The sequence below is a fragment of the Collinsella sp. AF08-23 genome (genome assembly GCF_003479805.1).
Taxonomy (GTDB): domain Bacteria; phylum Actinomycetota; class Coriobacteriia; order Coriobacteriales; family Coriobacteriaceae; genus Collinsella.
In genome coordinates this window covers 1-23,326 of sequence record NZ_QUHV01000002.1, presented here as the reverse complement: position 1 = coordinate 23,326, position 23,326 = coordinate 1, and the positions used below count along the sequence as shown (strand labels likewise).

Annotated in this window: 19 protein-coding genes; 9 read left to right on the top strand and 10 right to left on the bottom strand. The window is 61.5% G+C overall.

The genetic code is table 11. The annotated features are described in order from the left end of the window. Window positions 1–6 precede the first annotated feature (6 nt). From DWV48_RS01400 to DWV48_RS01390, 3 genes are all read right to left on the bottom strand, one after another. Window positions 7–903 carry a TVP38/TMEM64 family protein gene (locus DWV48_RS01400; protein ID WP_233546024.1) on the bottom strand — a complete coding sequence of 299 codons (897 nt, stop codon included), beginning with the start codon at window positions 901–903 and terminating at the stop codon, window positions 7–9. A gap of 174 nt (window positions 904–1,077) precedes the next feature. Further along, window positions 1,078–2,886, bottom strand: coding sequence for a HAMP domain-containing sensor histidine kinase (locus DWV48_RS01395; RefSeq protein ID WP_233546021.1), 1,809 nt, complete (start codon window positions 2,884–2,886; stop codon window positions 1,078–1,080). Continuing rightward, window positions 2,883–3,617 (bottom strand): response regulator transcription factor, encoded by a 735-nt coding sequence (locus tag DWV48_RS01390; protein ID WP_118652723.1) that lies wholly within the window; start codon window positions 3,615–3,617, stop codon window positions 2,883–2,885. The genes DWV48_RS01395 and DWV48_RS01390 overlap by 4 nt, the downstream gene beginning before the upstream one ends. A 419-nt stretch (window positions 3,618–4,036) precedes the next feature. Here DWV48_RS01390 and DWV48_RS01385 point away from each other — a divergent pair, with 419 nt between their 5' ends. The 9 genes from DWV48_RS01385 (at window position 4,037) to hypE (ending at window position 13,739) form a co-directional block, all read left to right on the top strand. Then, window positions 4,037–4,900 (top strand): PRD domain-containing protein, encoded by an 864-nt coding sequence (locus DWV48_RS01385; protein WP_158574787.1) that lies wholly within the window; start codon window positions 4,037–4,039, stop codon window positions 4,898–4,900. 143 nt (window positions 4,901–5,043) lie between these two features. Then, window positions 5,044–6,474 carry a PTS transporter subunit EIIC gene (locus DWV48_RS01380; protein ID WP_118652719.1) on the top strand — a complete coding sequence of 477 codons (1,431 nt, stop codon included), beginning with the start codon at window positions 5,044–5,046 and terminating at the stop codon, window positions 6,472–6,474. Window positions 6,475–6,584: 110 nt separating this feature from the next. Further along, a complete protein-coding gene (locus tag DWV48_RS01375) occupies window positions 6,585–7,439 on the top strand; it encodes a Nif3-like dinuclear metal center hexameric protein (RefSeq protein ID WP_118652717.1) in 855 nt (284 codons plus the stop codon). Between the two features lie 298 nt (window positions 7,440–7,737). Next, the gene (locus DWV48_RS01370; RefSeq protein ID WP_118652715.1) at window positions 7,738–7,986 is read left to right on the top strand and encodes a hypothetical protein; all 249 of its coding nucleotides are present in this window, start codon (window positions 7,738–7,740) and stop codon (window positions 7,984–7,986) included. 2 nt (window positions 7,987–7,988) lie between these two features. Then, window positions 7,989–8,504 (top strand): nickel-responsive transcriptional regulator NikR, encoded by a 516-nt coding sequence (gene nikR, locus DWV48_RS01365; protein ID WP_118652713.1) that lies wholly within the window; start codon window positions 7,989–7,991, stop codon window positions 8,502–8,504. A gap of 66 nt (window positions 8,505–8,570) precedes the next feature. Beyond that, window positions 8,571–11,171: a carbamoyltransferase HypF gene (hypF, locus tag DWV48_RS01360; protein ID WP_118652711.1), complete on the top strand. Its 2,601-nt coding sequence runs from the start codon at window positions 8,571–8,573 to the stop codon at window positions 11,169–11,171. Between the two features lie 82 nt (window positions 11,172–11,253). Further along, entirely contained in the window at window positions 11,254–11,493 is a 240-nt protein-coding gene (locus tag DWV48_RS01355) for a HypC/HybG/HupF family hydrogenase formation chaperone (protein ID WP_118652709.1), read from the top strand. After that, window positions 11,490–12,614 (top strand): hydrogenase formation protein HypD, encoded by a 1,125-nt coding sequence (hypD, locus tag DWV48_RS01350; RefSeq protein ID WP_118652707.1) that lies wholly within the window; start codon window positions 11,490–11,492, stop codon window positions 12,612–12,614. The genes DWV48_RS01355 and hypD overlap by 4 nt, the downstream gene beginning before the upstream one ends. Window positions 12,615–12,629: 15 nt before the next feature. Continuing rightward, window positions 12,630–13,739 (top strand): hydrogenase expression/formation protein HypE, encoded by a 1,110-nt coding sequence (hypE, locus tag DWV48_RS01345; protein WP_118652705.1) that lies wholly within the window; start codon window positions 12,630–12,632, stop codon window positions 13,737–13,739. A 149-nt stretch (window positions 13,740–13,888) separates the two neighbouring features. On the opposite strand, the gene DWV48_RS01340 is transcribed toward hypE, so the two are convergent. The 7 genes from DWV48_RS01340 to acpS form a co-directional block, all read right to left on the bottom strand. Next, window positions 13,889–15,730: a carbon starvation protein A gene (locus DWV48_RS01340; protein WP_118652703.1), complete on the bottom strand. Its 1,842-nt coding sequence runs from the start codon at window positions 15,728–15,730 to the stop codon at window positions 13,889–13,891. Between the two features lie 470 nt (window positions 15,731–16,200). Further along, on the bottom strand, window positions 16,201–18,636 hold the full coding sequence (gene tsaD / locus DWV48_RS01335) for a tRNA (adenosine(37)-N6)-threonylcarbamoyltransferase complex transferase subunit TsaD (protein WP_118652701.1): 2,436 nt from the start codon (window positions 18,634–18,636) through the stop codon (window positions 16,201–16,203). A gap of 85 nt (window positions 18,637–18,721) precedes the next feature. Further along, entirely contained in the window at window positions 18,722–19,225 is a 504-nt protein-coding gene (gene tsaE / locus DWV48_RS01330) for a tRNA (adenosine(37)-N6)-threonylcarbamoyltransferase complex ATPase subunit type 1 TsaE (protein WP_118652699.1), read from the bottom strand. A 1-nt stretch (window position 19,226) separates the two neighbouring features. Further along, window positions 19,227–19,934: a uracil-DNA glycosylase gene (locus DWV48_RS01325; RefSeq protein WP_118652697.1), complete on the bottom strand. Its 708-nt coding sequence runs from the start codon at window positions 19,932–19,934 to the stop codon at window positions 19,227–19,229. 39 nt (window positions 19,935–19,973) lie between these two features. After that, complete coding sequence (gene alr / locus DWV48_RS01320) at window positions 19,974–21,125, bottom strand: alanine racemase (RefSeq protein ID WP_118652695.1); 1,152 nt, start codon at window positions 21,123–21,125, stop codon at window positions 19,974–19,976. A 3-nt stretch (window positions 21,126–21,128) separates the two neighbouring features. Continuing rightward, a complete protein-coding gene (locus DWV48_RS01315) occupies window positions 21,129–22,736 on the bottom strand; it encodes an NAD(P)H-hydrate dehydratase (protein WP_118652693.1) in 1,608 nt (535 codons plus the stop codon). Next, window positions 22,733–23,281 (bottom strand): holo-ACP synthase, encoded by a 549-nt coding sequence (acpS, locus tag DWV48_RS01310; RefSeq protein ID WP_118652691.1) that lies wholly within the window; start codon window positions 23,279–23,281, stop codon window positions 22,733–22,735. The genes DWV48_RS01315 and acpS overlap by 4 nt, the downstream gene beginning before the upstream one ends. Window positions 23,282–23,326 lie beyond the last annotated feature (45 nt).

The following is a 23,326-nucleotide window of genomic DNA, read 5'->3' as shown; positions in this document are numbered from 1 at the left end:
CAGGATCTACTTCGCCCGTGCACGCACGCGGCGATACATCAGGCCACCCGCGGCGACGAGCAGTGCAGACGCAACCAAAACCACGCCGACCATCACCCAATTGCCGCTACCCACGGCAGAAGCCGCAGCCGTCGAGGTCACGATGGACGGAATGCGACCGAACGTGGCAATAAGAACGACGGGGGCAAAGCGCATCTTGGTGAGCCCGGCGAAATACGTGAGGAAGTCCTTCGGCGTGCCCGGGATGAGGAAAATGACGAGCATCACCAACTCAAGGCGCTTGGCATTGTTGAGCCAAGAAAACCGGTCGAACAGGCTTCGATCGAAAAACAGCCCCACCAAGCGCCAGCCCCAACGGCGCGTCGCCCAGTATATTGCCGAAGTCGCAACCGCCGAAGCCACGAGACACAACGCCGTACCCTCCCAAAAGCCAAAAGCGTAGCCACTCGCCAACTCGACGGGTTCGCCGGGCAGAAACGCCAAGAAGATCTGCGTCGCGTTGATTCCCAGCATGGTGAGTCGGCTCATCACTGCGTTATCGGCGACGAAGGCCCGCACTGCCTGCGGGTCCGCAAGCCATGTAAGCACGCTCGGGAGATACTCCCAACACGCAGCGGCGATTCCAATCGCGGCGACGGCGAGGACGATCACGACGCGGCGGCGCAAGGTCTTTCGGCGGGCGTCGAGATCGCTTCCAGACTCAGCCTCCGCCGGCGCGAAACCCGCCACAGGCATCGCATCTGCAGCCAGTGACGCGGAGGCCGCGCGCTCTCGAGCCTCCTCCACCTCGGGTTTGACGCGACGGCGCAGCTCGCCGAGAATGCCCGTATCCACACGGCGCACAGCTCCCCCGCAGGAGACCTGACCGGTGTAGCTTTCCGCTTCGGGCTGCATTTCCATCATCGCGATCCCTCCTTGGTTTTAGGACAAGGATAGTTTCTCAACCGCGTGTCTACCTTTTGTCTACCAGTGATGACAATTCAGTAAGCCTTACGTTAAGGTAAGCTTTTCTTAAGGTAAGGTCGGCGCATCACCGAGAACAAGCTCCCCCTTCTTCAATCGTATGCAGGAACGCGGTCACCCCTCTCGCTCCGTGCCATCCACGTCAAACGTCGCGGACGCACATGCGCCACCCATTTCGCCGTTCGCCAAATCAAGCGCACCGCCGTGCAGCCCACACAGGATGCTCGACACGTTCAGCCCCAAGCCAAAGTGCACGGCAGACTTGTTCTCGCTGAAAAACGGATCGCATCCGCGGCGTAGCGCCTCGGGCGTGAAGCCCGGACCGTCATCGCTCACGCGGAGGACGAGCTCACCCTCCCGCACGACTGCCTCCAGCCCAACGACACCGCGCGCGTGTCCACACGCGTTGCTCAGCAGGTTATCGAGCACCTCCTCGACGAGAGAAAGGTCGACATACGCGAGGCCGCTCCCCATATCCGCGGCATGCGGGCTGGGCCTCTTCACGGTCGACATCGCCGACTCCACCGTCGGCGTCGCCAGCGCCATGTCCGTCCCCTCGCATGGAACCGGCGGCATCTCCCGCTTCACGTGCAGCTTGAGGCCCTCGCCACGTGCCGCGACAACCTCCGCGGCATGGGCGGCGAGCTCGTCAACGAGCTCGCTTGCCGGCATGATGCGGCGCTCGACGGGCCGATCCTCCAGCTTGGTGAGTCCGCCCATTTCTGTAGCGTATCGTTCAAGCCTCATCACCTGCGACGAAAGCGCGTTAAGCGACTCCTCTGCAAGCGCATCCCCACGGCGCAGGCGCATCTGCGCCATCTCGACCGTGCCCTTGAGTACCGTAATCGGCGTGCGCATATCGTGCGCGAACGCCGCATTGAGGCGGCGGCGCCCTTCCGCCGTGCGCCACAGCTCCCGCTGGGCATCGAGCAGCGAAGCCCTCATGTCTTCGAGCGTCTCCGACAAGCGGCCGAGCTCCTTGCCCCGAACCCGCTCAATCGAAAAGTCCAAGTCTTGCCCGGCTATGCGCTCCGCGGCACCCGAGAGCTCGCCCAAAGGATCGGCGATATGCACCCGATAGAACCTACGGAACGTGATCCAGCCCAACCCGCCGTAGGCCAGCACCGGAGCAAGGCCGGTAGCAATCGCCAGAATCCACGGCATGGGGCCGGCGGGGCGCTGGGACGCCGCATAATATGCGGTGTTCGAGACGAGGTTCTCGCCAAAGGTCTCCTCCAGGTCCGCGCCGGTCATCGACTCGAACAGCTCGACACTCTGCAGGCGATTCGCGCGGCTAAGCTCGTCATATCGCGCCAGATTGTCCGCGGAGATCGAGTTGTTCACCTCGAGGACTTCCTCCTGCGGATACCATTCGTTGTAATTGAGACCCCAGTCGTACAGCTGGACCTGTCCGTCGCGAACCATGTCGACCGTCGCGTGTATCACGCTGGCCGCATCTGCACCCTCAGGTGCGTAATCGCCTCCGGCCTCCCAGTCCCCCGTGGCGATGAACACCGCAAGCGGACCGTTGCCCGGCAGGTCAAGCTCGGAGGCGGGAAGCAATTCTCGCGCCACGGGGTCATAGATATATGGCCCCGAATCAACCACGCCGCGCTGCGTCAGGCCGTTTTCGAACGTCACCTCAAGTTCGTAGTAGCCGTTGTTCCAGGTGGAAAGAAGCTCGATGAGCCCCAGCGTCAGCACCGTGGCGACCGCGAGGTACGCACCCAGGTACACCGCGAACGTCAGGCCGAGCGGGCGCGTGCGCCACCATGCGCCGAGACGCTCCCGTCGAGGAAGCCGCTTGAGGACCCCGCGCTCACGCGGCCGGCTTTCGCGACGCGACGTGCGGCGGGCGCGGCGCTCATCCCCGCGCGCGGCCAGCCGGGAATGCCATCCGCCCGCATCTCCCGCGCGCCTCACTTGGCCACCCACTTATAGCCGACGCCCCACACCGTTGCGATGGGGTCTTCGGCCACGCCCGCGGCGGCGAGCTTGTTGCGAATACGGCGGATATGCTCGCGGACCTGCGAGGGATCGCCCGCGGCATCCCAGCCCCATACGCGCTCGTATATGGCATCTCGGTCGAACACTTGGCCGGGGCGCTTGCTCAGCAGGGCGATGATGTCGAACTCAAGTTTGGTGAGGTCGACGGCCGCCGTGATCGAGTCATCCGCCTCGTATGGCTGCCGCCCGCCGTTCGCTCCGTGGACCTCCACAAGCCGCTGCGCGTAATCGATGGTAAGTTCGCTAAAGAACCGTGCGGCATTGCCGCTTTTGCCGCCACGGGCCCTCCCCTCGCGCGCCATGTGGGCCGCCACACGACGACCCAGCACCTCAAGGGAAAAGGGTTTGAGCACGTAATCGTCGGCGCCGGCGGCGAAGCCATCGAGCTGGTCCACGTCCTCGACGCGGGCGGTCAGAAATATGATGGGACAGCTCACGTGCTCGCGCAGGCGGCGGCAAACCTCAAAGCCGTCCATGCCCGGCATGTTCACATCGAGCAGTATGATGTCGAGCGCAGATTCGGCCGAGGCGGCGGCAAGCGCCTCTGCGCCGCTATGCGCAGTCGTGACCTCGTAACCCTCCATGCGAAAATACTCCGCAAGCATATTCGCGATATCGACCTCGTCATCAACGACCAGCATGTGCATGGCGTCCCCTCCGCTCTTCCAACAGCAAGACGCTCCCAGGTGCCCGGGCTTCGTGCCGCATAATCTCCCACCCGTAATCTTGCTCCAAATCTGTCTACTCTTTGTCGAGAGTTAACTCTCGGGGAGCTTTTGTCGACTTACGCCCGAAAAAGCGCCGCGAAAGTTAACTCTCGCGGCGCCATACCCAGGCGGCACGAGAGCCACCCCTCCCCAAGGGTCTCCAGTAATCCGTGAGCGGTACGCCCGAATCGGCTAGCGGCAAATTCCCCCATCTCCAGCCATTCGCTTGACGCCCTACAATCTCGGCAAGTATTATGCAATGCATACACAGGGTGTTACCCACGCTTTTGCGACGGGGCAGACTGGGCGCATCAGGGCGCATTATGTCTGTTCCGTTTTTTCATGCCGAGGGAGGGCCCGTGATCGTACTCAAGCGCATTAACAACAACGCCGTGCTGTGCATCGACCCCGCTGGCCACCAGGTCGTCGCCCTCGGTAAAGGCCTGGCGCAATGCACCGTGGGCAAAGACGTTGACCTCAACCTTGTTGACCACACCTTTTACGACGTCGAGCCACGCTATGTTGAGCTCATGCGCGACCTTTCTCTCGACTACCTTGAGGTAAGCGCCCAGATTGTCAACGTAGCAAGAGGCATGCTGGGCTACGACCTGAGCCCGAACATCGAGGTCGCCCTGGCCGACCACATTCAGTTTGCCATCCAACGTATGCGCGAGCATATCTATCTTTCGGCTCCGCTTTCGTACGATCTCCAACAAAACTATCCGCTGGAATATAAGATCGCGCAATGGTCACTCGGCCTGATTCGGCAGCACTTCGGCGTCGCGCTACCCAGCAACGAGATATCCGGCATTGCCATGTGCCTGATAAACGGTGCTTACAGTTCAGCAGGAGCCTCTTCAAGCGATGAGGCAGAAAAGCAGGACAACCTGCTTGAACAGACAATCTCGCTCATTGAATCCAACATGGGGGCCTCCGTCAACCGAGAGGGATTTGGCTTTGCTCGGTTCGCGACCCACCTGCAATACCTTATCCGCCGCGTGGCCTCCGGCGACTCCATATCCTCTGACAACTCCGAGATGTACCAAATGGCTGCAGCGGACAACCGGGCTGTCTCCTCGTGCGTCGACGCCATTGCGGCTCTCATCTCAAGCGCATATCGCCAATCACTCACCGATGAAGAAAAACTCTACCTCATTCTTCACGTCAACCGTATCTGCTCGCGCTCCGATGTAGCCCGCCCAGGCGATAATCCCAGCGCGTAAAGATAGCTATCCGGGATCGGCACGGCGCGCACGCCGATCAGGGCATAGAGACTGTTTCGTAAGGCATCCGCATACGCTCGCGCGATGCCCGCGATGGTAAACGCATGCTCGCCTGCCATCGCAATACGTGAAAGGATTCCACTGTGGCCAACAACAAACAGATCGCAGCCGACGTCCTCGAGGCAGTCGGCGGCAAGAGCAACGTCAGTTTTGTGACACACTGCATGACCCGTCTGCGCTTCACCCTCAAAGATCGCACCGTGCCGGACACCGCAGCCGTCAAAAAGCTCAACGGCGTCCTCGGGGCACAGGAGTCCGGCGGGCAGTTCCAAGTCATCATCGGTCAAAATGTTCCCAAGGTTTACGATGAACTCTGTATCCTTGGAGGTTTTTCCAAGCAGGCGGCGATTGACGAGAATCTGGATGGCCCAAAGGAAAAGCTCACCATGGCAAGCGTCGGCAAAAACATCATGAACTATCTTGCCGGCTCCATGACGCCGATGATCCCCGTCCTTCTTGCCGCTGGCCTGTTCAAAACCATTGGCGTTGTGTTTGGGCTCACTATGCTTGGCGTCATGGCCGCGGACAGCGACCTCGTTCGCTTTATGGACATGATCTACAATGCCGCATTTTACTTTATGCCCATCTACCTTGGATTTAATGCTGCCAAGCAAATCGGACTCACGCCGATTCTCGGTGCGTTTTTAGGAGGCATGCTCATCGAGCCAACTTTCTCCTCACTCGCTGCCGAAGGGGCAGACTTTAGCATCTACGGTGTCTTCCCATGCGCTCCTGGTGCCTATGCGCAGACCGTTCTGCCCATTCTCTTGACCATCCCTGTTGCCTATGCAATTGAGCGCATTATGCGTAAACACATGCCTGATGCACTGCAAACCGTGTTCGTTCCTTTCCTCACTCTCGGAATCACGCTCCCCATATCCTTCTGCCTACTCGCCCCTGCTGGCTCTTGGCTCGGGAACGGACTCGCCGGCGCGTTCGAGTTCCTAGGGACCTCCGGCGGCGTCATCTCCATCCTTGGCGGCGGCATCCTTGCAGCGGCATGGCTCCCCATGGTCATCACCGGCATGCATGTTGCGCTCATCGGAATCGCTCAGGTCGCCTTCCTCCAAGCTGGTTTTGACCCATTTATCTTCGTTGCCATCACCATTAGCCTCTGGCCTGCGTTTGGTGCGGAGATCGCCGCGTTCCTCCGTCTTAAGCTTCGCGACGAGAAGAGCGCTTGCGCCGGTTATCTTGTGGCACAGCTGATTGGAGGCGTCGGCGAGCCCTTCATCTACGGAATGACCTTCCGCTACCCCAAGCTCTTCGCCTGCTGTATGGCGGGGAGCTTCGTTTCCGGCGCGCTCGCACTCGCACTCGGCGTCACTGCATACGTAGCCGGGCTTCCGTCGAGCGTCCTGTCTATCCTCACCTTTGTGGGCGGAGGTACGGAAAACCTCCTGTTCGCCTGCATCGCTGCGGCGGCGGGCTTTGCAGTCTCCTTCGCAGCAACGTGGTTCTTCGGCTTCAGCAAGGACGAGATCGAGAACGGGCCCCTTAGCGAACGCGACTAGCGTCGCCCGTTAAACCCCACAGGGTAGCCATTACCATTTAAGAGGGCGACGGGGCATAGCGCTCCTCGCCCTCTTCATCACGTCAACTCACGAATCCGGGAGGCCATACCATGCTCATCAGCGAGGCAATCCAGAAGACCAAGGACTTTTGTTGCGGCATCGACGCTTTCACGGGCAACCCGATCGACCCCGTCACCACGCGCGACAAAGTCACCTACGGCAACACCGATCAGGAGTGCACGGGCATCATCACGTGCATTTGGCCAACCGCGCACATCATCGATGAGGCGCGAAAGAGCGGGGCGAACCTCATCATCACCCACGAGGCCCTCTTTTGGAATCACGGGGACCATCAAGATGTTGTTGCCGACAATAGCGCATTTATAGCCAAGAAAGAACTGCTCGATAACTGGGGCGGAGCCATCTGGCGCTGTCATGACTATATCCACGCTGGAGTTCCCATCGAGGAAAACGGATCGATGGCCGATGGCATATTTTACGGCTTCGCTTGGAAACTAGGATGGCTCGGCTATCGAACGGGAAAGCTGTTCAACAGCATGGATTACGTAATCCCTCCTACGCCCGCACGGTCCCTCGCCAAGCAAATCGTAAACAAGCTCGGTTTAAACGGGGTGCGCGTAGTGGGAGACCTGGATACAGATGTTGAACGAGTCCGTATTCCCATGCACATCATGGGAGGACCTGGCGACACCGCTACCGCCAACGCCATGGATTCCGAGCGCATCGACGCCCTCCTTAGCATGGAGATGATTGACTTCACCACCTGCCAATACGTGCGCGATGCCGCTATGCTCGGCCACGGCAAATGCGCCATTCAAATCGGACATTTCAATCTGGAAGAGCCCGGCATGGAATACATGGCAACATGGCTTCCCAAAGCGCTCGAAACAGAGGAAGTCCCTGTAACATTCGTCCCCATGGGTGACACCTACCAATACGTGTAGAGGAACGCTCCCAAATAACCGGAGCTGCCGATTGGTCGCCATGCACAACGTGCCAGCCATAACCAGGCTGCAATTTGCGAGGAATTCTCGCACGGCCTCTCACCGCTGCCGAAGCTCCCCGAGAGTTAACTCTCGGGGAGCTTTTGTCGACTTACGCACGAAAAAGCGCCGCGAAAGTTAACTCTCGCGGCACCATGCCCAGGCGGCACGAGAGCCAAAAGAGTACACTTAACCCATATCGACCGTCCCGTCACAACGGGGGGCTGCACAGCGGCCCGAGCGTATCGAGGAGCACGACATGCACGACGCAGGCATGAATATGGGGCAGCTCGAGATGAGCATCAAGCAGGTAGACGACGCCATCGCGCTTGCCCGCGAATGGAGCCACACGCTGCTGCACGCCACGGAGACCTATGACATGGAGCGCATCGGCGGCAAGCTCGAGGCCGCCATGAGTGCCCTTGATGAGGCGCGCGGCGCGCTTGAGGGCTATCAGGAGGCCATCGAAGCCGACCACAACGCCGTTGGCACTATCAAGCTGGTGTAGTCATGGCGCACGAGCACGCCCACATCGGCCACAGCCATCATGCATGCGCCGAGAGCAATGCCCGAAGCTACACCGTGCAGCCATCGAGCGGCTCCGGGGAACTCGCCCGCTTTTCCGTCACCGTGCCCGAAGACCTTCTCGCCACCTTTGACGAGCAGATTTCCCGACGTGGCGACGTCGCAAACCGTTCCGAGGCCATTCGCGACTTGATTCGCGCGTCCCTTGTCCGCGAGACTACGCGCACTCCAGAAGAGCAGGTCATTGGCTCGCTCACCATGATTTACGACCATCACACCGGAGACCTCGCACGTCGTTTAGACGAGGTCCAGCATGACTACACGGATGAAATCGTCTCTACCATGCATGTACACCTCGATCACCACAACTGCCTCGAGATTCTCGCCCTCAAGGGAATCGGCGCGCGCGTCTACGAGCTCGCCGACAGGCTCTTGGGCCTGCGCGGGGTCAGCCATGGCGAATTCACCTGCGCGGCGACCACATCCAGCCTAGAACTCTAGGCGACCCAAAGCCCGTCGCCACGCAAGCGAATCCGCAATGGCAAACAAACACGAAAGCACCTGGCGATGAAACACGTGCGCATACATATCACCGGCATTGTCCAGGGAGTGGGCATGCGCCCGTTCGTGTACCGCGAAGCGGTGGCGCATGGCATTTCGGGATGGGTGCTCAATGCCGGAGACGGAGTTCATATAGAGGCCCGTGCGGCAGAAGATGCACTCGAGGTGTTCGTGCGCTCGCTGCGCGATCACGCGCCGGCGGCATCCCGTATCGATCACATCGCCGTGGAGGAGCTCGACGCACACGACGACACAGTGGTGCAGGCATCGACGACATCGGGCGGGACGAGCGCGCGCAGAAAGCACTCAGAGGCCCACGAGTCTTGCGGCATGCCCGCGTTCCGCATCGTCGCCTCCCGCGATGCGACGGCCCACACGACGCTGGTTTCCCCCGATATCGCCACATGCGACGACTGCTTGCGCGAGCTTTTCGATCCCGCAGACCGACGTTACCACTACCCCTTCATCAACTGCACCAACTGCGGACCGCGCTTCACCATCATTCGCGATCTGCCCTATGATCGCGCCAAGACCTCCATGAGCGCTTTTCCCATGTGCCCCGACTGCGCCGACGAATACAGCGACCCCCTTGACCGGCGCTTTCACGCGCAGCCGGACGCCTGCTTTGCGTGCGGCCCTCACATCACATGGCGCGAACGAGAAGATCACGAGACCACAATGGGCGATAAGCTCGAAGCAAGCGATGCCATCATCGCGCGTTGCGCCGAGGTCCTCGCCGCCGATGGCATTGTGGCGATCAAAGGCTTGGGCGGTTTTCACCTCGCTTGCCGCGCCGATTCCGAGCAGGCCGTGCGCGAACTGCGCCGCCGAAAGCGCCGAAGCAATAAACCGCTCGCCGTTATGGTGCGCAATATGCAGGTCGCACAGGAGCTGTGCCACATCAGCCAGGTGGAACGCGACCTGCTTACCGGAAGCGTCCGTCCCATCGTCCTGCTCATGCGGCACGCCGAAGAAACGTGCCCCACAAAAGAAGACAAGGTGCTGCTCGCCCCCGCCGTCGCGTTCGACCTTCCCGAGCTCGGCGTCATGTTGCCCTACACGCCGCTCCAGCACCTGCTCATGGAGGAATGCCGAACGCGCGGGGTCGATGCGCTCGTTATGACCAGCGGAAACGTAAGCGAAGAGCCCATCGAGATGGACGATGGGCGCGCATGGAATCGCCTGGTAGTCAATGGGTTGGCGGACGCTTTACTGGGCAACGACCGAGCGATTCTCTCCCGATTCGACGACTCCGTCGTGCGGGTCGTCAACGGTAAGGTCCAGCTCGTGCGGCGGGCACGAGGTTTTGCCCCGCGCCCTATTGCGCTGCCCGTTCCGCCCGCTTCGCGCTCATCCTGCATTTTGGCATGCGGCCCCGAGCAAAAGGCGACCCTTGCGCTCACCCGCCCCGGCAGCCACGATGCGGAAGAGTGCTTCGTTTCCCAGCATATCGGCGACCTTGAAAATGCGGAGACGTTCGATGCGTGGAAAGCGGCGCTCGATCGCATGTCGCAGCTCTTTGATGTGCGCCCCTCCGTGCTCGCCTGCGATGCCCACGCGGGATACCTCTCCAGCCAATGGGCGCAGGAGCAGGCACGGGCACTGGGCCTTCCACTCGTCCGCGTGCAGCACCATCATGCGCACATCGCCTCCGTCATCGCGGAGGCCGCCGTGCACGGAGAGATCGATCCCGCTGCACGTGTTATCGGTATCGCTTTTGACGGCACGGGGGCGGGGGCGACTCCGAACCCCGAAGGTCCCCTCCGCAAACCTGTGCTCGATAGCACCATCTGGGGCGGAGAGATTCTCCTCGCAAGCCTCTCGTCTTATGAGCGCGTGACGCATCTCGAGCCTTGGCGCCTTCCCGGCGGGAGCACCAGCGTGCGCGACCCGCGCCGCAACGCGTTTTCTCTGCTTGAGCAACACGGCCTTCTTAACCACTCCGGCGCCAGCACGCTCCTTGCAACACTGGGCTCCGATGAGCGCGCGCTCACTTCCCGCATGCTCGAGCGCGGCATCAATTGCCCAAGCACCAGCAGTATGGGTCGCCTGCTCGATGCCATAAGCGCCATCCTTGGCATATGCCACGTGGCGACATACGAAGGCGAACCGGCAATCGAACTCGAGGCCGCCGCGTGGAAACACGCTCGGAGGTGCGGTGCCGTAAGCGCGCAGCGCTTCGGCGCAGGCGCGCACCACGACGAGGGCAACTGCTTTACCGCAAGCCCCCGGCCATCGCACGGCCACACGAACCGCCTCGGGGAGCATCTGCCCACCGAAGAGGCCACGATCGACGTCCACCCGCTTCTCATCAAGCTCCTCGACGGAATGGCGCACAGCGCACCCGTCGAGGAGCTTGCATGGGACGTCCATCGGGCAATCATCAACATCACCGCAAAAACCGTCATCGGCATTTCAAGTGCCACCGGCGTGCGCACCGCTGCGCTTTCCGGCGGCGTCTTCATGAACCGCCTGCTCCTTGACGGCGTTTCCTCCGCGCTCGAACAGGAGGGGCTCACTGTCCTCACACCTCACAGCCTTCCGCTGAACGACGGATGCATAGCCTACGGTCAAGCGGCAGTCGCCGCGTGGATCGTCGGCGCATAGCACCCGCGGCACGCCGGTTCGTTGCTTCGTTTTTCCCGTAGCGTTACCATCTAGACCGATGACGCGACCCTGGGAGGTTGGCATGTGTCTCGCGGTTCCCGGCAAAATACTCTCGCTACACGATGACGCGCGCGGAACGGTCGATATGCTCGGCGCGCAGCGCGAGGTCTCCATACGCCTCACACCAGACGCCGCGGTAGGCGACTATGTGCTGGTGCACGCCGGCTTTGCCATCCAAATCATCGATGCCCAAGAAGCAGCGGAAACCCTCAGCATCGTCGAAGACCTTGCCGATCTGATTGATGAGGAACTTCCGGCATGACCCAGGGCACCGCTAAAGACGTCGCGGCGAACGCAGCACCCCCACTCGACGCTTTTCGCGATCCGGCGCTTGCCCGATCGCTCATCGACACCATCCACGCACTCGCCGGCGGTCACGCCATCAACCTCATGGAGGTCTGTGGCACGCACACTGTGAGCATCGGCCGTTATGGCTTCCGCTCAGTCATGCCCGATGGACTGCGTCTGCTCTCCGGACCAGGGTGTCCCGTGTGCGTCACCGCCAATCAAGACATCGACCACGCCATCGCCCTCGCGCGCGTGCCCGGAGCCATTATTGCGACATTCGGCGACATGATGCGTGTGCCCGGGTCAACGAGTTCGCTCGCGGCGGAGAAGGCTGCGGGCCGTGACGTGCGCATGGTGTATTCGCCACTCGATGCGCTTTCGCTTGCGCATGACAATCCCGGCAGCGAGGTCATCTTCATGGGCGTGGGCTTTGAGACCACGACACCGACTATAGCCGCCGCCATCCTCGAGGCGCAGGCGCAGAGCCTCAGGAACTTCTCAGTCTTCTGCGCCCACAAAACCACGCCACCCGCACTCCGCGCGATTGCAGGAGATCCGCATACGCACATCGACGGGTTCATCCTTCCCGGACACGTCTCGACCATTACCGGCATCGAGCCGTACCGGTTCCTTGTCGATGAGTTCCGCATCCCCGGCGTTATCACGGGTTTTGAGCCCGTCGATGTCTTGGAGGGCATCGCCGTGCTCGTCAACATGGTCGAAAGGGACGAACCCGCCATCCAAAATGCATACCGTCGCGGTGTAGATACGAAGGGCAACGCAGTCGCTCGCGCACTCGTCAATCAGGTCTTTGAGCCCTGCGACGCGATCTGGCGCGGGCTGGGCCCCATCCCGCAATCGGGACTGCGCATACGGGACGACTTCGCGGCATTCGACGCCACACGCCGCTTTGAGGTGGAAGTCGAACAGACCGTTGAGCCACAGGGATGTCGCTGCGGCGATGTACTTCGCGGGCGCATCGCACCAACCCAATGCCCGCTTTTTGGCCGGAAGTGTGCGCCCGAGGACCCCGTCGGCCCCTGCATGGTGAGCTCGGAGGGCAGTTGCGCCGCGTACTATCGATACCGCGCATAGCACCAAGGAGGCATCATGGGCATACAAGCAGAAACCGTGCAGCTCGGCCATGGATCGGGCGGGCAGATGATGAAGCGCATTATCGACGAGGTGTTCCTCGAGGCCTTTGGCTCGCCCGAGCTCCTCGCCGGCAACGACGCAGGCGTTGCCGAGCTGTCCCCATCAGCCACAATCGGCACTTCGCCGTCCACCCGTGAACCCGCCACCCACGACGACACGACCGCGCAGGCGCGGCTCGCCATGTCAACCGACAGCTTCGTAGTTACGCCACAGTTCTTCCCCGGCGGCGACATCGGTCGGCTGGCCATCTGCGGCACCGTCAACGATGTGGCAACTTCGGGGGCGCGACCGCTCTATCTGTCGTGCGGATTCATCCTGGAGGAGGGCTATCCGCTCGCAGACCTGCGACGCATCTGCCAATCCATGGCCGTAACCGCCCGCGAAGCGGACGTGCGCATCATCACCGGCGACACCAAGGTCGTTGAGCGCGGCAAGGCGGACGGCGTCTACATCAATACCGCCGGCGTGGGAATCGTGCCCGCGGGTGTCAACCTCTCCGGCTCGAATTGCCTGCCGGGAGACCTCGTTCTCGTCTCGGGCACCCTTGGCGACCATGGCATTGCCGTCATGAGTCAACGCGAGGGCCTCACATTCTCCACGCCCATCGAGAGCGATGCCGCGCCACTCAACCACCTCATCGCAGACGTGCTTGCAGCGGCACCTCACACCCGGTGTTTCCGCGATCCCACCCGCGGAGGTCTTGCGAGCACACTCAACGAGTTCGCGCAGGCAAGTAGCGTCCTTATCGCCGTTGATGAAGAGGCCATCCCCGTCAAACCCGCCGTGCGCGGCGCGTGTGGGATGCTCGGCTACGACGTGCTCCAAGTGGCAAACGAGGGCAAGATGGTTGCCGTCGTGCCCGCAGAAGAGGCAGAAGCTGCCCTTGCCGCCATGCGCGCATCGCGCTACGGCGAAAACGCCGCCATCATCGGCGAGATCGCCGCGCTGCCCGATGGCTCCAGCCAACCCGCGAGCACAACGGGCTCCGTCCGCGTGCGCACCCCGTGGGGTTCAACGCGCATCCTCGACATGCTCGTGGGCGAGCAGCTCCCCCGCATCTGCTAAATCGACTGCAGCAAAACGACCGAAGAAAAACGGGCTTCGTCGCGCATACGACGAAGCCCGTTCACGTGGGGGCTATGCTGATGCGAGGACGGGGCAAGAACGCCCCAGACCGTGCCCTTTCGGGCAACCCGCAGGCGTCCTAAGAGGATTTATGCCTCGACGCCCATACCCTCGGGAACCTCGGCCTTACCGGAGAACTTACCGGCGCGGTAATCGCGGGCGCCCATCTCGGACCACTCGGGCTCCTCATCGGGCATGGAGCCAGAATCCTTGCCCACGAGCTCCTTGAGGCAGTTCACGGCCACGATCAGGCCCAAGGCGACCAGCAGCACGGCGAAGACGAGCTGCAAACCAGAGGTTGCCATCACGGCCATACCGCCCGCCTGGAGCGCAGTGACGCAGCCCATGATGCTCATGCCGAGCGACGTGAAAGTACACACGAGCAGGAACGCAACGGGAACGTAGAGCATCCAACCGGATCGGCCGGTGCACTTGCAGAACACGGCCAGCGTGATCATGGTCATACCGCCGAGCAGCTGGTTGGAAGCGCCAAAGAGCGGCCAGATGTTGAGGTAACCGCCAAAGGTGAGGGCGAGACCGGGCAGCAGCGTCACAACGGTGGCCACCCACGGGTTGCCGAGAACCTTCATGACGCCGGTCTTCTCGTTCTCAACGGCGAGGGCGTCATTGCTGGTGGCAAAGAACTCGGAGAAAGACGTGCGGCCAATACGGGCAACCGCGTCAAGGGAAGTCAGGGCGAGGGCGGAAACATTCATGGTCATGAACACGGTGGCCACGGTGCCGTCCACGCCAAATGCCTGCATGCCGCGGGCAATGCCGGTGGCGAAAATGGCAAACGGAGTGGAGGCGACGCCGGCGTTGAGCGCGCCGGTTCCCGCGGTGTTCATGTCGGAGAACATGATGCCGGCGACGATGATGGCAAGGACGCCCACGAAGGACTCGACTACCATGGCACCGTATCCGACCTTGACGGCGTCGGCCTCGTTCTCAACCTGCTTGGAGGAGGTTCCGGAAGACACGAGGCTGTGGAACCCGGAGAGCGCGCCGCACGCAACGGAGACGAACAGGACCGGGAACATCATGCCGGAGGCGGTGGTGAAGCCCGTGAACACCGGTGCGGTGATGGTGGCCTGACCCTTGGCCCCCAGAACGACGATGCCGAGCACGGCGCACGCGATCATGACGATCATCATGATGGAGGTCAGATAGTCGCGGGGCTGCTTGAGCATCTGGATGGGCATGGCGCCAGCGAAGACCAGATAGACCATCACGACAGCGATCCAGCCGTTGAGATCGAGGTAGACCGGGAACTGCATGCCAACGGCGAACATGGCAACCATGAGCACGACGCCGGTAACGAACTGCTTGGCACCCGTGAGGTTGAACTTATTGCAAGCCCAGCCAAAAACCATCGCGACGAACGTGAACAGGATGGAGATGGTGCCGGCGCAACCCGCGGCGTAAGACTTGGCAACATCGACCGCACCGGCGGCGTCGGGTGTGAACTTGAAGGTGCCGGCGACCATCGAGGTGAACGCGGCGATGACGATCAGGCAGAACAACCAGCTGAACAGCAGGAACAGGCGACGGCCCGTGCGACCGATGTACTTCTCGATAAGCTGTGCGAGCGACTTGCCGTTATTCTTCATCGAGGCGTACAGCGCACCGAAGTCGTGCACGGCGCCAAAGAAGATGCCGCCCACAAGAACCCACAGCACGACCGGAAGCCAGCCAAAGGCCATGGCGACGATGGTACCCGTAACGGGACCGGCTCCGCAGATCGAGCTGAACTGGTGCGAGAACACGGTGAACGCCGAAGCGGGCGAGAAGTTCTTGCCGTCCTCCATGCGGCAAGCGGGCGTAAGAGCCTCACGGTCAACGCCCCACGTATTGGCGAGCCAGCGACCGTATCCCAGGTAGCCGACGGCCAAAACCGCCGCCGCCACCACCATCAATACAACTCCGTTCATGTTTTCCTCCCCCTCGTGAGTTTTAAAGCCAAAAAAATGGGCCGTCGAACGATACGACGGCCCACAACCTATAAGCCGCCCGTGAAAATGCACGGGCGGCGACACCACGCCAACCCGTGCTAGCTAATAATTAGGCGAATGTATAGGCTGAACTGATGCATGACTTCAAAAACCCTCTTGGTCCTGACGAAAGCCCTTCTGCTTTCATCGACTAAAGTGAACATAGTGCAGTATCACGCTTTAGCAAGATGGAGTCAACTATATTTCTCACGTGTTTCGAACTATGAAACACCCTGTTTCCGCCGCGCTCGGCTCAATGGCCACAAGTCTGCCTCTAGGCCCGCCACCGCAGGGGCGTTTTGTCCGGCGCTCGGGCAGTCCTGCTCGCACGGAGGGTCCACTGGACCCTCCGGCTCGTGCGGAACTCGCGGCGGACAAAACGCCCATGCGGTGGCGGGCGGCCGGGGTCGCTACAGCGTCATATTGGGATCGGCGTCCACCGTAAAGTCGGAGCTTTCTCCGCGCAGGAACTTCTCGCGGGCCACCACGGCAATCATCGCCGCGTTGTCAGTGCAGGCGTTCTGCGGTGGCACGGTCACGCGGATTCCCTGACGGCCGAGCTTCTCGATCATCATCTTCCGCAGGTGCGGATTTGCGGCGACGCCACCTCCGATGCAGTACTCGCGAGCACCCGTCTCACGCAGTGCGTTCTTCGCCTTCTTGTACTGCACGTCAAACACCGCCGCTTCGAACGAGGCGGCCAAATCGGGAAGATGGATTGTCCTACCGGCCGCAGTCTCCTGCTCAATGTACAGCGTCACGGCGGTCTTCAGGCCCGACAATGAGAAGCGGTAGTCTCCCTTGCTGTTAAGGGCGCGAGGGAAGTCGATCGCTTTGGGATTGCCGTCTTCCGCGAGGCGCGAAATCACGGGGCCGCCCGGGTAACCCAGACCCAACGCCTTGGCGACCTTGTCGAACGCCTCGCCCACGGCGTCATCGAGCGTTTCGCCCATGACCTCATAATCGCCCCAAGCCCGCACATGCACGAGCATGGTATGACCGCCCGAGACGAGCGTGAAGATAAACGGCGGCTCAAGATCGGGCGTGGTGAGCTTGTTGGCGAACAGATGCCCCTCAAGGTGATTCACGCAGATAAGCGGTTTATCCGCGGCGAAGGCAAAGCCCTTCGCGAACGCCACGCCCACCACCAGCGCACCCACGAGGCCCGGCCCCTGCGTCACGCCCACGGCAGCAAGCTCGAAAGGAGCAATGGCACCGCCCTTGAGCCCCAGCGACACCGCGGCTTCCCCCAGGGCAGCATCAACAATGCCCACGATGACCTCGACATGCTTTCGCGAGGCGATCTCGGGCACAACGCCGCCAAAGCGCGCATGGAAGTCGATCTGGGTCGACACCTGATTTGCCAGCAGATTGCCTGCGGCGTCGATGATGGCCACAGCCGTCTCGTCGCAAGAGCTCTCGATGGCGAGCACAAGTTGACGACGGGCGAGCTCGGCGGCCTCGTCGTCGGTGCGTTCAGGTGCAGGCAGGGGCCATTCGCGCACCGATGCCGCGGTCGGCTCGGGCGAGGCGGCATCCACGGGCAGCACCAAGGGCAAGGAGGCCCCCATCACAAGCGCGTCGACTCCTGCCCCATAATATCCACGACGACGCCCCACCTCGACGAATCCCAGGCTCTCATACAGGGCGATCGCCGACGCATTGCCAGCTTCGACTTCGAGTGATGCCGAGGTGCACCCCAGCATCTGCGCGTCATAGCTCACATGCGCGAGCAGTTTGCGCGCGATGCCCTCACGGCGGTGCTCGGGCGCGACTGCAACGTCCAGGATCTCCACGTCCTTGTCCACGACCATGCCGCCGGCAAATCCAATCAGCTCGCCGTTGTCGTGAGCGACCCACCACGAGCGGGCAGCCGGGGCCTCAGGGTCAAGCTCCGCCAAAAACATGGATGCGCTCCACGGCTCGTGACCCGCGCCGACAAAGCACGTACGCTCCAGCGCTGCCATGGCCTCCGCATCCGCCGCCGCCATGGGGCGCAGCTGCAAGTGGCGACCCGCCAGCTCGTCAGCCACGCCGGTCGTGGCAGTATTAACGCTTTCGGCGAGCCCCAAGCGTTTACGCTCGTTCTCCTCGGCATCGGACAGCCTGGTGTACACGGGCAGCACGGCGGCAGGATCACTGCTGCCGGCGGCCATGAGGCCCTCGGGGCTCGCGGCAGCCAAGAGCAACCCTTCGCCCGTAGGCCACCAAAGCTCACGCGGCAACGCGCGCGCCATCATGCCCGATGGCTCAAAAAGCTTCCCATAGCGCACCAGGCCGTCACCCGTGAGTTGGATATCGGCGGCATCTGGCCGAGATGTCCACTCCTTGACGACGAGATCCGCTTTGATCACGCGCTCTCGCTCAAACAGGCGCTTGGGGCCGCCATCGCCCACCTCATACAAAGCCGGGTAGATCTCGCCACGCATGGCATCTGCCGCAACGCCGATCATGCCGCGAACGCCGGAGCGCCACGCCGTCCAAGCGTAGGCGTCGAGCGTCGACGCGCCCATCAACGGCACATTCGCGCCACAGGCGAGACCCTTTGCCGTCGAGATGCCAATGCGCACCCCCGTGAACGAACCGGGCCCGCGTCCAACCAAAAACCCGCCCACGTCCTCAATCGTCTTACCGACATCCGACAGGGTCGCCTTCACCGTATCGACCAACTCGACGTTCGCATGCCTGCGGCACCGATGGTCACGAGAGGCCAGGACCTCCACGCACGCACGCGAGGGCGTGTCGTCAAAGAACACCTCGGGCGTCCACCAGGCAACCGAGCACGCGAGCATGTCCGTCGAGGTGTCAATCGCCACAATCAGCGTGCGAAAATCGTCCAACTTCATCGGAAGCGCCCTTCCAAACTGCAATCGTTCATCCAAATCATCCCCGGGATCAAACGGGGGGTGCCGCGCAGCCGCAGCCACGCACCTACCGCGCGGCCAGGACCGCAGCGTCGATGGCTTGCGCCAGCTCCTCCGCGCGTGCGCCATGTGGCACAAGCTCGATACTCCGCCCAGCGGGCTCACCCTCGACGCGCGATATGACTACGCCCAGATACTCATCGGTCAACTCGTTCTGGAACTGTTCGCCCCATTCGAGGAGACATGCCCCCTCGTAGCCGAGCACATCGAAGATGCCCGTGTCTTCGAGCTGATAGGCGTGCTCAAGGCGGTACAGGTCAAAGTGAAACAAGGGAATGCGTCCGCCATCATGCACAGCCATCAGGGCAAACGTGGGGCTCGTCACGGGATGGTCATCACCCAGTCCAGCCGAGACGCCCTTGGTGAAATGCGTCTTGCCCACACCCAAGCCGCCGGTGAGCACCAACACGTCGCCATCGGCCAAACAGGCAGCGACAAGCTCTCCCAAGCGAACCGTATCCTCAACGGACGCACTCTCGTAGAGCCGGTCCCCCTTGCGCGAAAGCGCCATACTACTCTCCCATCCGTGGCAGGGCATCCGAGTTGGAGGCATCTACGGTCGACGTCCCTGCACCCTCGCCCTTGGCACGTGCCTCATGGGCGGTGCGCAGTCCGGCATCGATGGGATGCTGCGCCAAATACTCCCCCAACATGCGGAAGTCCGCTTCGAGCAGCTCTTGCCACGCCGGGTTTCGCAACGCGGCCGCAGGATGGAAGGTTGGCATGACGGTGAAATGCCCCATTTGGTGGAAGCGGCCGCGCAACTTGGTGATGCCGACCTCCGTCTTGAGCACGAAATGCGTCGCCGGATTTCCCAGCGTCACGATGACATCCGGCCAAATGCTCCTAATCTGCTCGCGCAAAAAAGGAGAACACGCCAAGACTTCGTCCGCCTTGGGGTTACGGTTTCCCGGAGGCCGGCACTTGAGCACGTTGGCAATATAGATATCCTCACGGCGCAGACCAGCGAGCGAGAGGATTCCGTTGAGATTCTCGCCCGCTCGCCCCACAAACGGCTCGCCCTGCAGATCCTCGTTCTTACCAGGAGCCTCCCCCACAAACATCACGCGCGCGCGAGGATTCCCAACGCCGAACACGATATTGGTGCGCGTCTGGCACAACTCGCACAGCCTGCAGTCACCCAAGACAGAACGAATCTCATCGAGCGAGACTTCCCGTGGCTTCTGATTCTCATGTCCGGGAATGTGCATGACACCCATTGCGAAGTCCCTTCGTCACCTCGAGCCCGGCGAGCCCCTTTATACGTAAATCTTCTCCAAGCGCATGCCAAACCCGCATGCCAACTCATAGTTGATGGTCTGGCACGCGGCAGCGAGCTCGTCGAGCGTAATCCGCGCCTCGCCATCGCGCCCCACAATCGTCATAAGGTCTCCCACCTCGGCCTCGGGTGCCGGGCGCATGGGGTTTTCGCTGATGGCGACCATGCACTGATCCATGCAGATATTTCCCACCTGGCGAACGCGTCGCCCATCGAACAGCACTTCCATACGATTGGACAGAACGCGCGGAAGGCCGTCGGCGTAACCGATCGGCAGGGTGCAAATCTCAACACGCGTGCGCGGGACACGGTAGGTAAACCCATAGCCGACTCCCTCGCCCATGGCCGGATGACACGCATGCGTCACGCGAGCCTTGATGCTCATCACAGGTTCAAGCGGAAACACCGTGGCGGTGCGGTCACACGGCTGCAATCCATACAAACCGATTCCCGCCCTGATCATGTCGAAATGCATCGACGGGTTCAAAATCGATCCCGGCGTATTGTCGCAATGCACAATTCCCGGATCAAAGCCCGCCTCGCGCAAGCCGGAGATCGCCTCGGAGAACCGCTTGCACTGCAGCTGATGATCCCATCCATCGGGTTCGTCGGCAGTCGCGAAATGCGTGAACGTGCCGTCGCATTGCAACCCGGAATGAAAGTCGACGCTGCGTCTGAAATCGATGGCCTCCGTATAGTGCACGCCAATTCGATTCATGCCCGTGTTGATGGCCATGTGGTACTTGCCCACCTTGCCAAGGCTCGCCGCCCGCTCACCATATGCCCATGCGAACTCCGGTGAATACACGGAGGGCATAATCTCGTGTTCGAGCAGCGCATCGATGGCATCGGTGGGAGGTTCGCTCAGAAGAAGGATGGGGAGCTTCTGCCCCGCCTCGCGCAGGGCGACGCCCTCGAGTACCGTTGCGACGGCAAACATGTCGGCACCTGCTGCATGCATGACTTTTGCGCATGCAGCCGCTCCGTGTCCATAGGCGTCCGCCTTGACCACGCAGCAGAGGCGCTGACGCGCTCCCACAAGCCCCTTGAATGCTCGCGTATTGCGACGCAGGGCGCCCGTGTTAATCTCGGACCACGCCCAACGTGTGGGTGGTTCGCTCAACGTCTGCATGACCTACTCCCCCAATTCGATCCCGGCATCCTTGAGCGCCTCGCTCTCGACAAGGTGCATGGCATCGCCCAATACGTCGACCAGGTCGGTCGCGATGACACTTCGCTCGCCCATGGCAGCCGCGGCGGCATATCCGGTATACGAGTGCACGGCGACCGCATAGGCGCAAAGCAGCTCCCAGCGATCGACCTCGCCGTGACTCACCGCGACGTTAGCGGCAATGATGCCGGCAAGCACGTCACCAGAACCCGCGGTCGCCAATGATGCGGGACCGCTCATAGGCAGGAGCACCTTCTCAACACCCACGATTGCCGTGGAGGGGCCCTTTGCAATCACGATGAGGTTGTCGGAACCAGCGGCCCATACAAGCTTTTGCGCCGCATCGATGGCGGAGCTCAAATCATCGACGCGCGCATCTCCCACAAGTCGCGAAAGCTCGCGATTATGCGGCGTCAGGATGAGCGGTGCCTCACGACGATACACCTCCGGCGTCTCCTCGATTCCACCGATTGCCAGCCTGCTCATGCAGTTGAGTGCATCGGCGTCGAGCACCAAGGGAACTTCGGTACGCAGAAGGTCGGTCACCACCTGCATACCGCCCGCCGTCACCGTCATGCCAGGACCACACAACACGCAATCAAATTTCTTTGCAAGCTCACGAACGGGGGAGCTCGCCGCCGCACCGAACGCACCGCGGGAGTCGGAGGGAATACCCACAACCGGAACGCACGGAAGCGCCATTCGAATCAGGTTGGCACATGGCTCGGGGGCGGCAACCGTCACATAGCCGGCACCAGCGCGCGCGGCCGCCTTGGCCGCCAGAATTGCCGCTCCTGGATACGTTGCAGAGCCAGCGACGACCAAAACGGATCCGCGACTATATTTATTGACGTTGGCAGGTAAATCTGGAATATACTCCACCAAGTCCGCCGGCTCTATGATCTCTGCCGCATGCTCGACGTCGTCAATCACCTCGTCAAGCCGGTCATACAGCTCACCGCAGGAGATCTCTCCAGCAACTTCGGGCCCCTCTCCGCTATACAAACCGATCTTGGGAGCGAGAAGCGTGACAGTCGCCATGGCCTCTACGCAGACGGAATCAACAACACCTGTCTCAGCGTTGAGACCCGAGGGGACATCGATGGAAACAACGGTGAGGCCAAGCTCGTTGAGCGCGGGAATCCAGATGGAAAACGGCGCGCGGACAGACCCCGAGAACCCGGTTCCCAATATTGCATCGAGCACCACATCGGCTTTAGAGAGAATAGCGGTAAGCTCATCACGAGAAGGGCCCACAACGACGCGAACATCCCGCCCCGCCGTCCTTCGAGCCACATGGCGAGCAATGGGACTCTTGATCTCGTTGGGCTCGATGGGCGTGACAACATCAACCGTGACGCCCTTATGACTGAGGATATCGGCAGCGACCCATCCATCACCGCCGTTGTTGCCAAAGCCACAAAGGACAACAACGTGTTTGGGCGCGAATTCGTACACACGATCAGCAGCAAACTCGCCAGCATGCTCCATAAGCGCAGCCTTGGAGGTGCCTTCCTTTTCAATGAGGTCCTCGAGACGTAAAACCTCCTCGACATTCAGCACAGGCTTCATGCGGCACCACCCTTCTCGACAACCGGCGCATCGCCAGTCGATTCTAGCAGCTCAGTGTTTTGAACGCGTTCCAATTCGTCGAGAACCGAACGCGCCTCGCGAAAAGATTGCGCGAGACGTTCGCGTTCGGAAACGCGCTCCTCCTTAGCTTTAGGCCTGAAATCAGGAGTAATCGCCATGGCATTGGCAACGGCAAGCTCACCCGTGAACGAAAGGGAAAGGGCCACTTCCTGCACGCCAAGACGCTGGGCAACGGCCAAGGCCCCACCAGACAAGACGGCAAGCGGGCGACCATTGGCATCACGAGAGACAGAGACGTCCTTACGCCCAATGCCCTCTTGGCCAAATCCGACACCGAGAGCCTTTAAAACGGCCTCACGCGCGGCAAACCGGCAGGCGTAGTGTGCTGCCGGCCTTGCACTGGCCTCACAATACTGTCGTTCTTCTTCGGTGAACATGCGCGGGAAGAAGCCGGGAGTGTCGCGCATGATTCGTTCCATGCGGGCAATCTCGACAATATCAACGCCGATGCCAGCCTCGGCCATAGGCACCTCCCGATATCAATAGGCATACCATCACTATTGTATCTA

What these genes read in the sequence shown, in the direction of transcription:
- DWV48_RS01400 (WP_233546024.1), bottom strand. Translation starts at nt 903, where the DNA reads ATGATGGAAATGCAGCCCGAAGCGGAAAGCTACACCGGTCAGGTCTCC.
- DWV48_RS01390 (WP_118652723.1), bottom strand. Translation starts at nt 3,617, where the DNA reads ATGCACATGCTGGTCGTTGATGACGAGGTCGATATCGCGAATATGCTT.
- DWV48_RS01375 (WP_118652717.1), top strand. Translation starts at nt 6,585, where the DNA reads ATGCTCATCAGCGAGGCAATCCAGAAGACCAAGGACTTTTGTTGCGGC.
- DWV48_RS01370 (WP_118652715.1), top strand. Translation starts at nt 7,738, where the DNA reads ATGCACGACGCAGGCATGAATATGGGGCAGCTCGAGATGAGCATCAAG.
- nikR (WP_118652713.1), top strand. Translation starts at nt 7,989, where the DNA reads ATGGCGCACGAGCACGCCCACATCGGCCACAGCCATCATGCATGCGCC.
- hypF (WP_118652711.1), top strand. Translation starts at nt 8,571, where the DNA reads ATGAAACACGTGCGCATACATATCACCGGCATTGTCCAGGGAGTGGGC.
- DWV48_RS01355 (WP_118652709.1), top strand. Translation starts at nt 11,254, where the DNA reads ATGTGTCTCGCGGTTCCCGGCAAAATACTCTCGCTACACGATGACGCG.
- hypD (WP_118652707.1), top strand. Translation starts at nt 11,490, where the DNA reads ATGACCCAGGGCACCGCTAAAGACGTCGCGGCGAACGCAGCACCCCCA.
- hypE (WP_118652705.1), top strand. Translation starts at nt 12,630, where the DNA reads ATGGGCATACAAGCAGAAACCGTGCAGCTCGGCCATGGATCGGGCGGG.
- DWV48_RS01340 (WP_118652703.1), bottom strand. Translation starts at nt 15,730, where the DNA reads ATGAACGGAGTTGTATTGATGGTGGTGGCGGCGGCGGTTTTGGCCGTC.
- tsaD (WP_118652701.1), bottom strand. Translation starts at nt 18,636, where the DNA reads ATGAAGTTGGACGATTTTCGCACGCTGATTGTGGCGATTGACACCTCG.
- tsaE (WP_118652699.1), bottom strand. Translation starts at nt 19,225, where the DNA reads ATGGCGCTTTCGCGCAAGGGGGACCGGCTCTACGAGAGTGCGTCCGTT.
- DWV48_RS01325 (WP_118652697.1), bottom strand. Translation starts at nt 19,934, where the DNA reads ATGGGTGTCATGCACATTCCCGGACATGAGAATCAGAAGCCACGGGAA.
- alr (WP_118652695.1), bottom strand. Translation starts at nt 21,125, where the DNA reads ATGCAGACGTTGAGCGAACCACCCACACGTTGGGCGTGGTCCGAGATT.
- DWV48_RS01315 (WP_118652693.1), bottom strand. Translation starts at nt 22,736, where the DNA reads ATGAAGCCTGTGCTGAATGTCGAGGAGGTTTTACGTCTCGAGGACCTC.
- acpS (WP_118652691.1), bottom strand. Translation starts at nt 23,281, where the DNA reads ATGGCCGAGGCTGGCATCGGCGTTGATATTGTCGAGATTGCCCGCATG.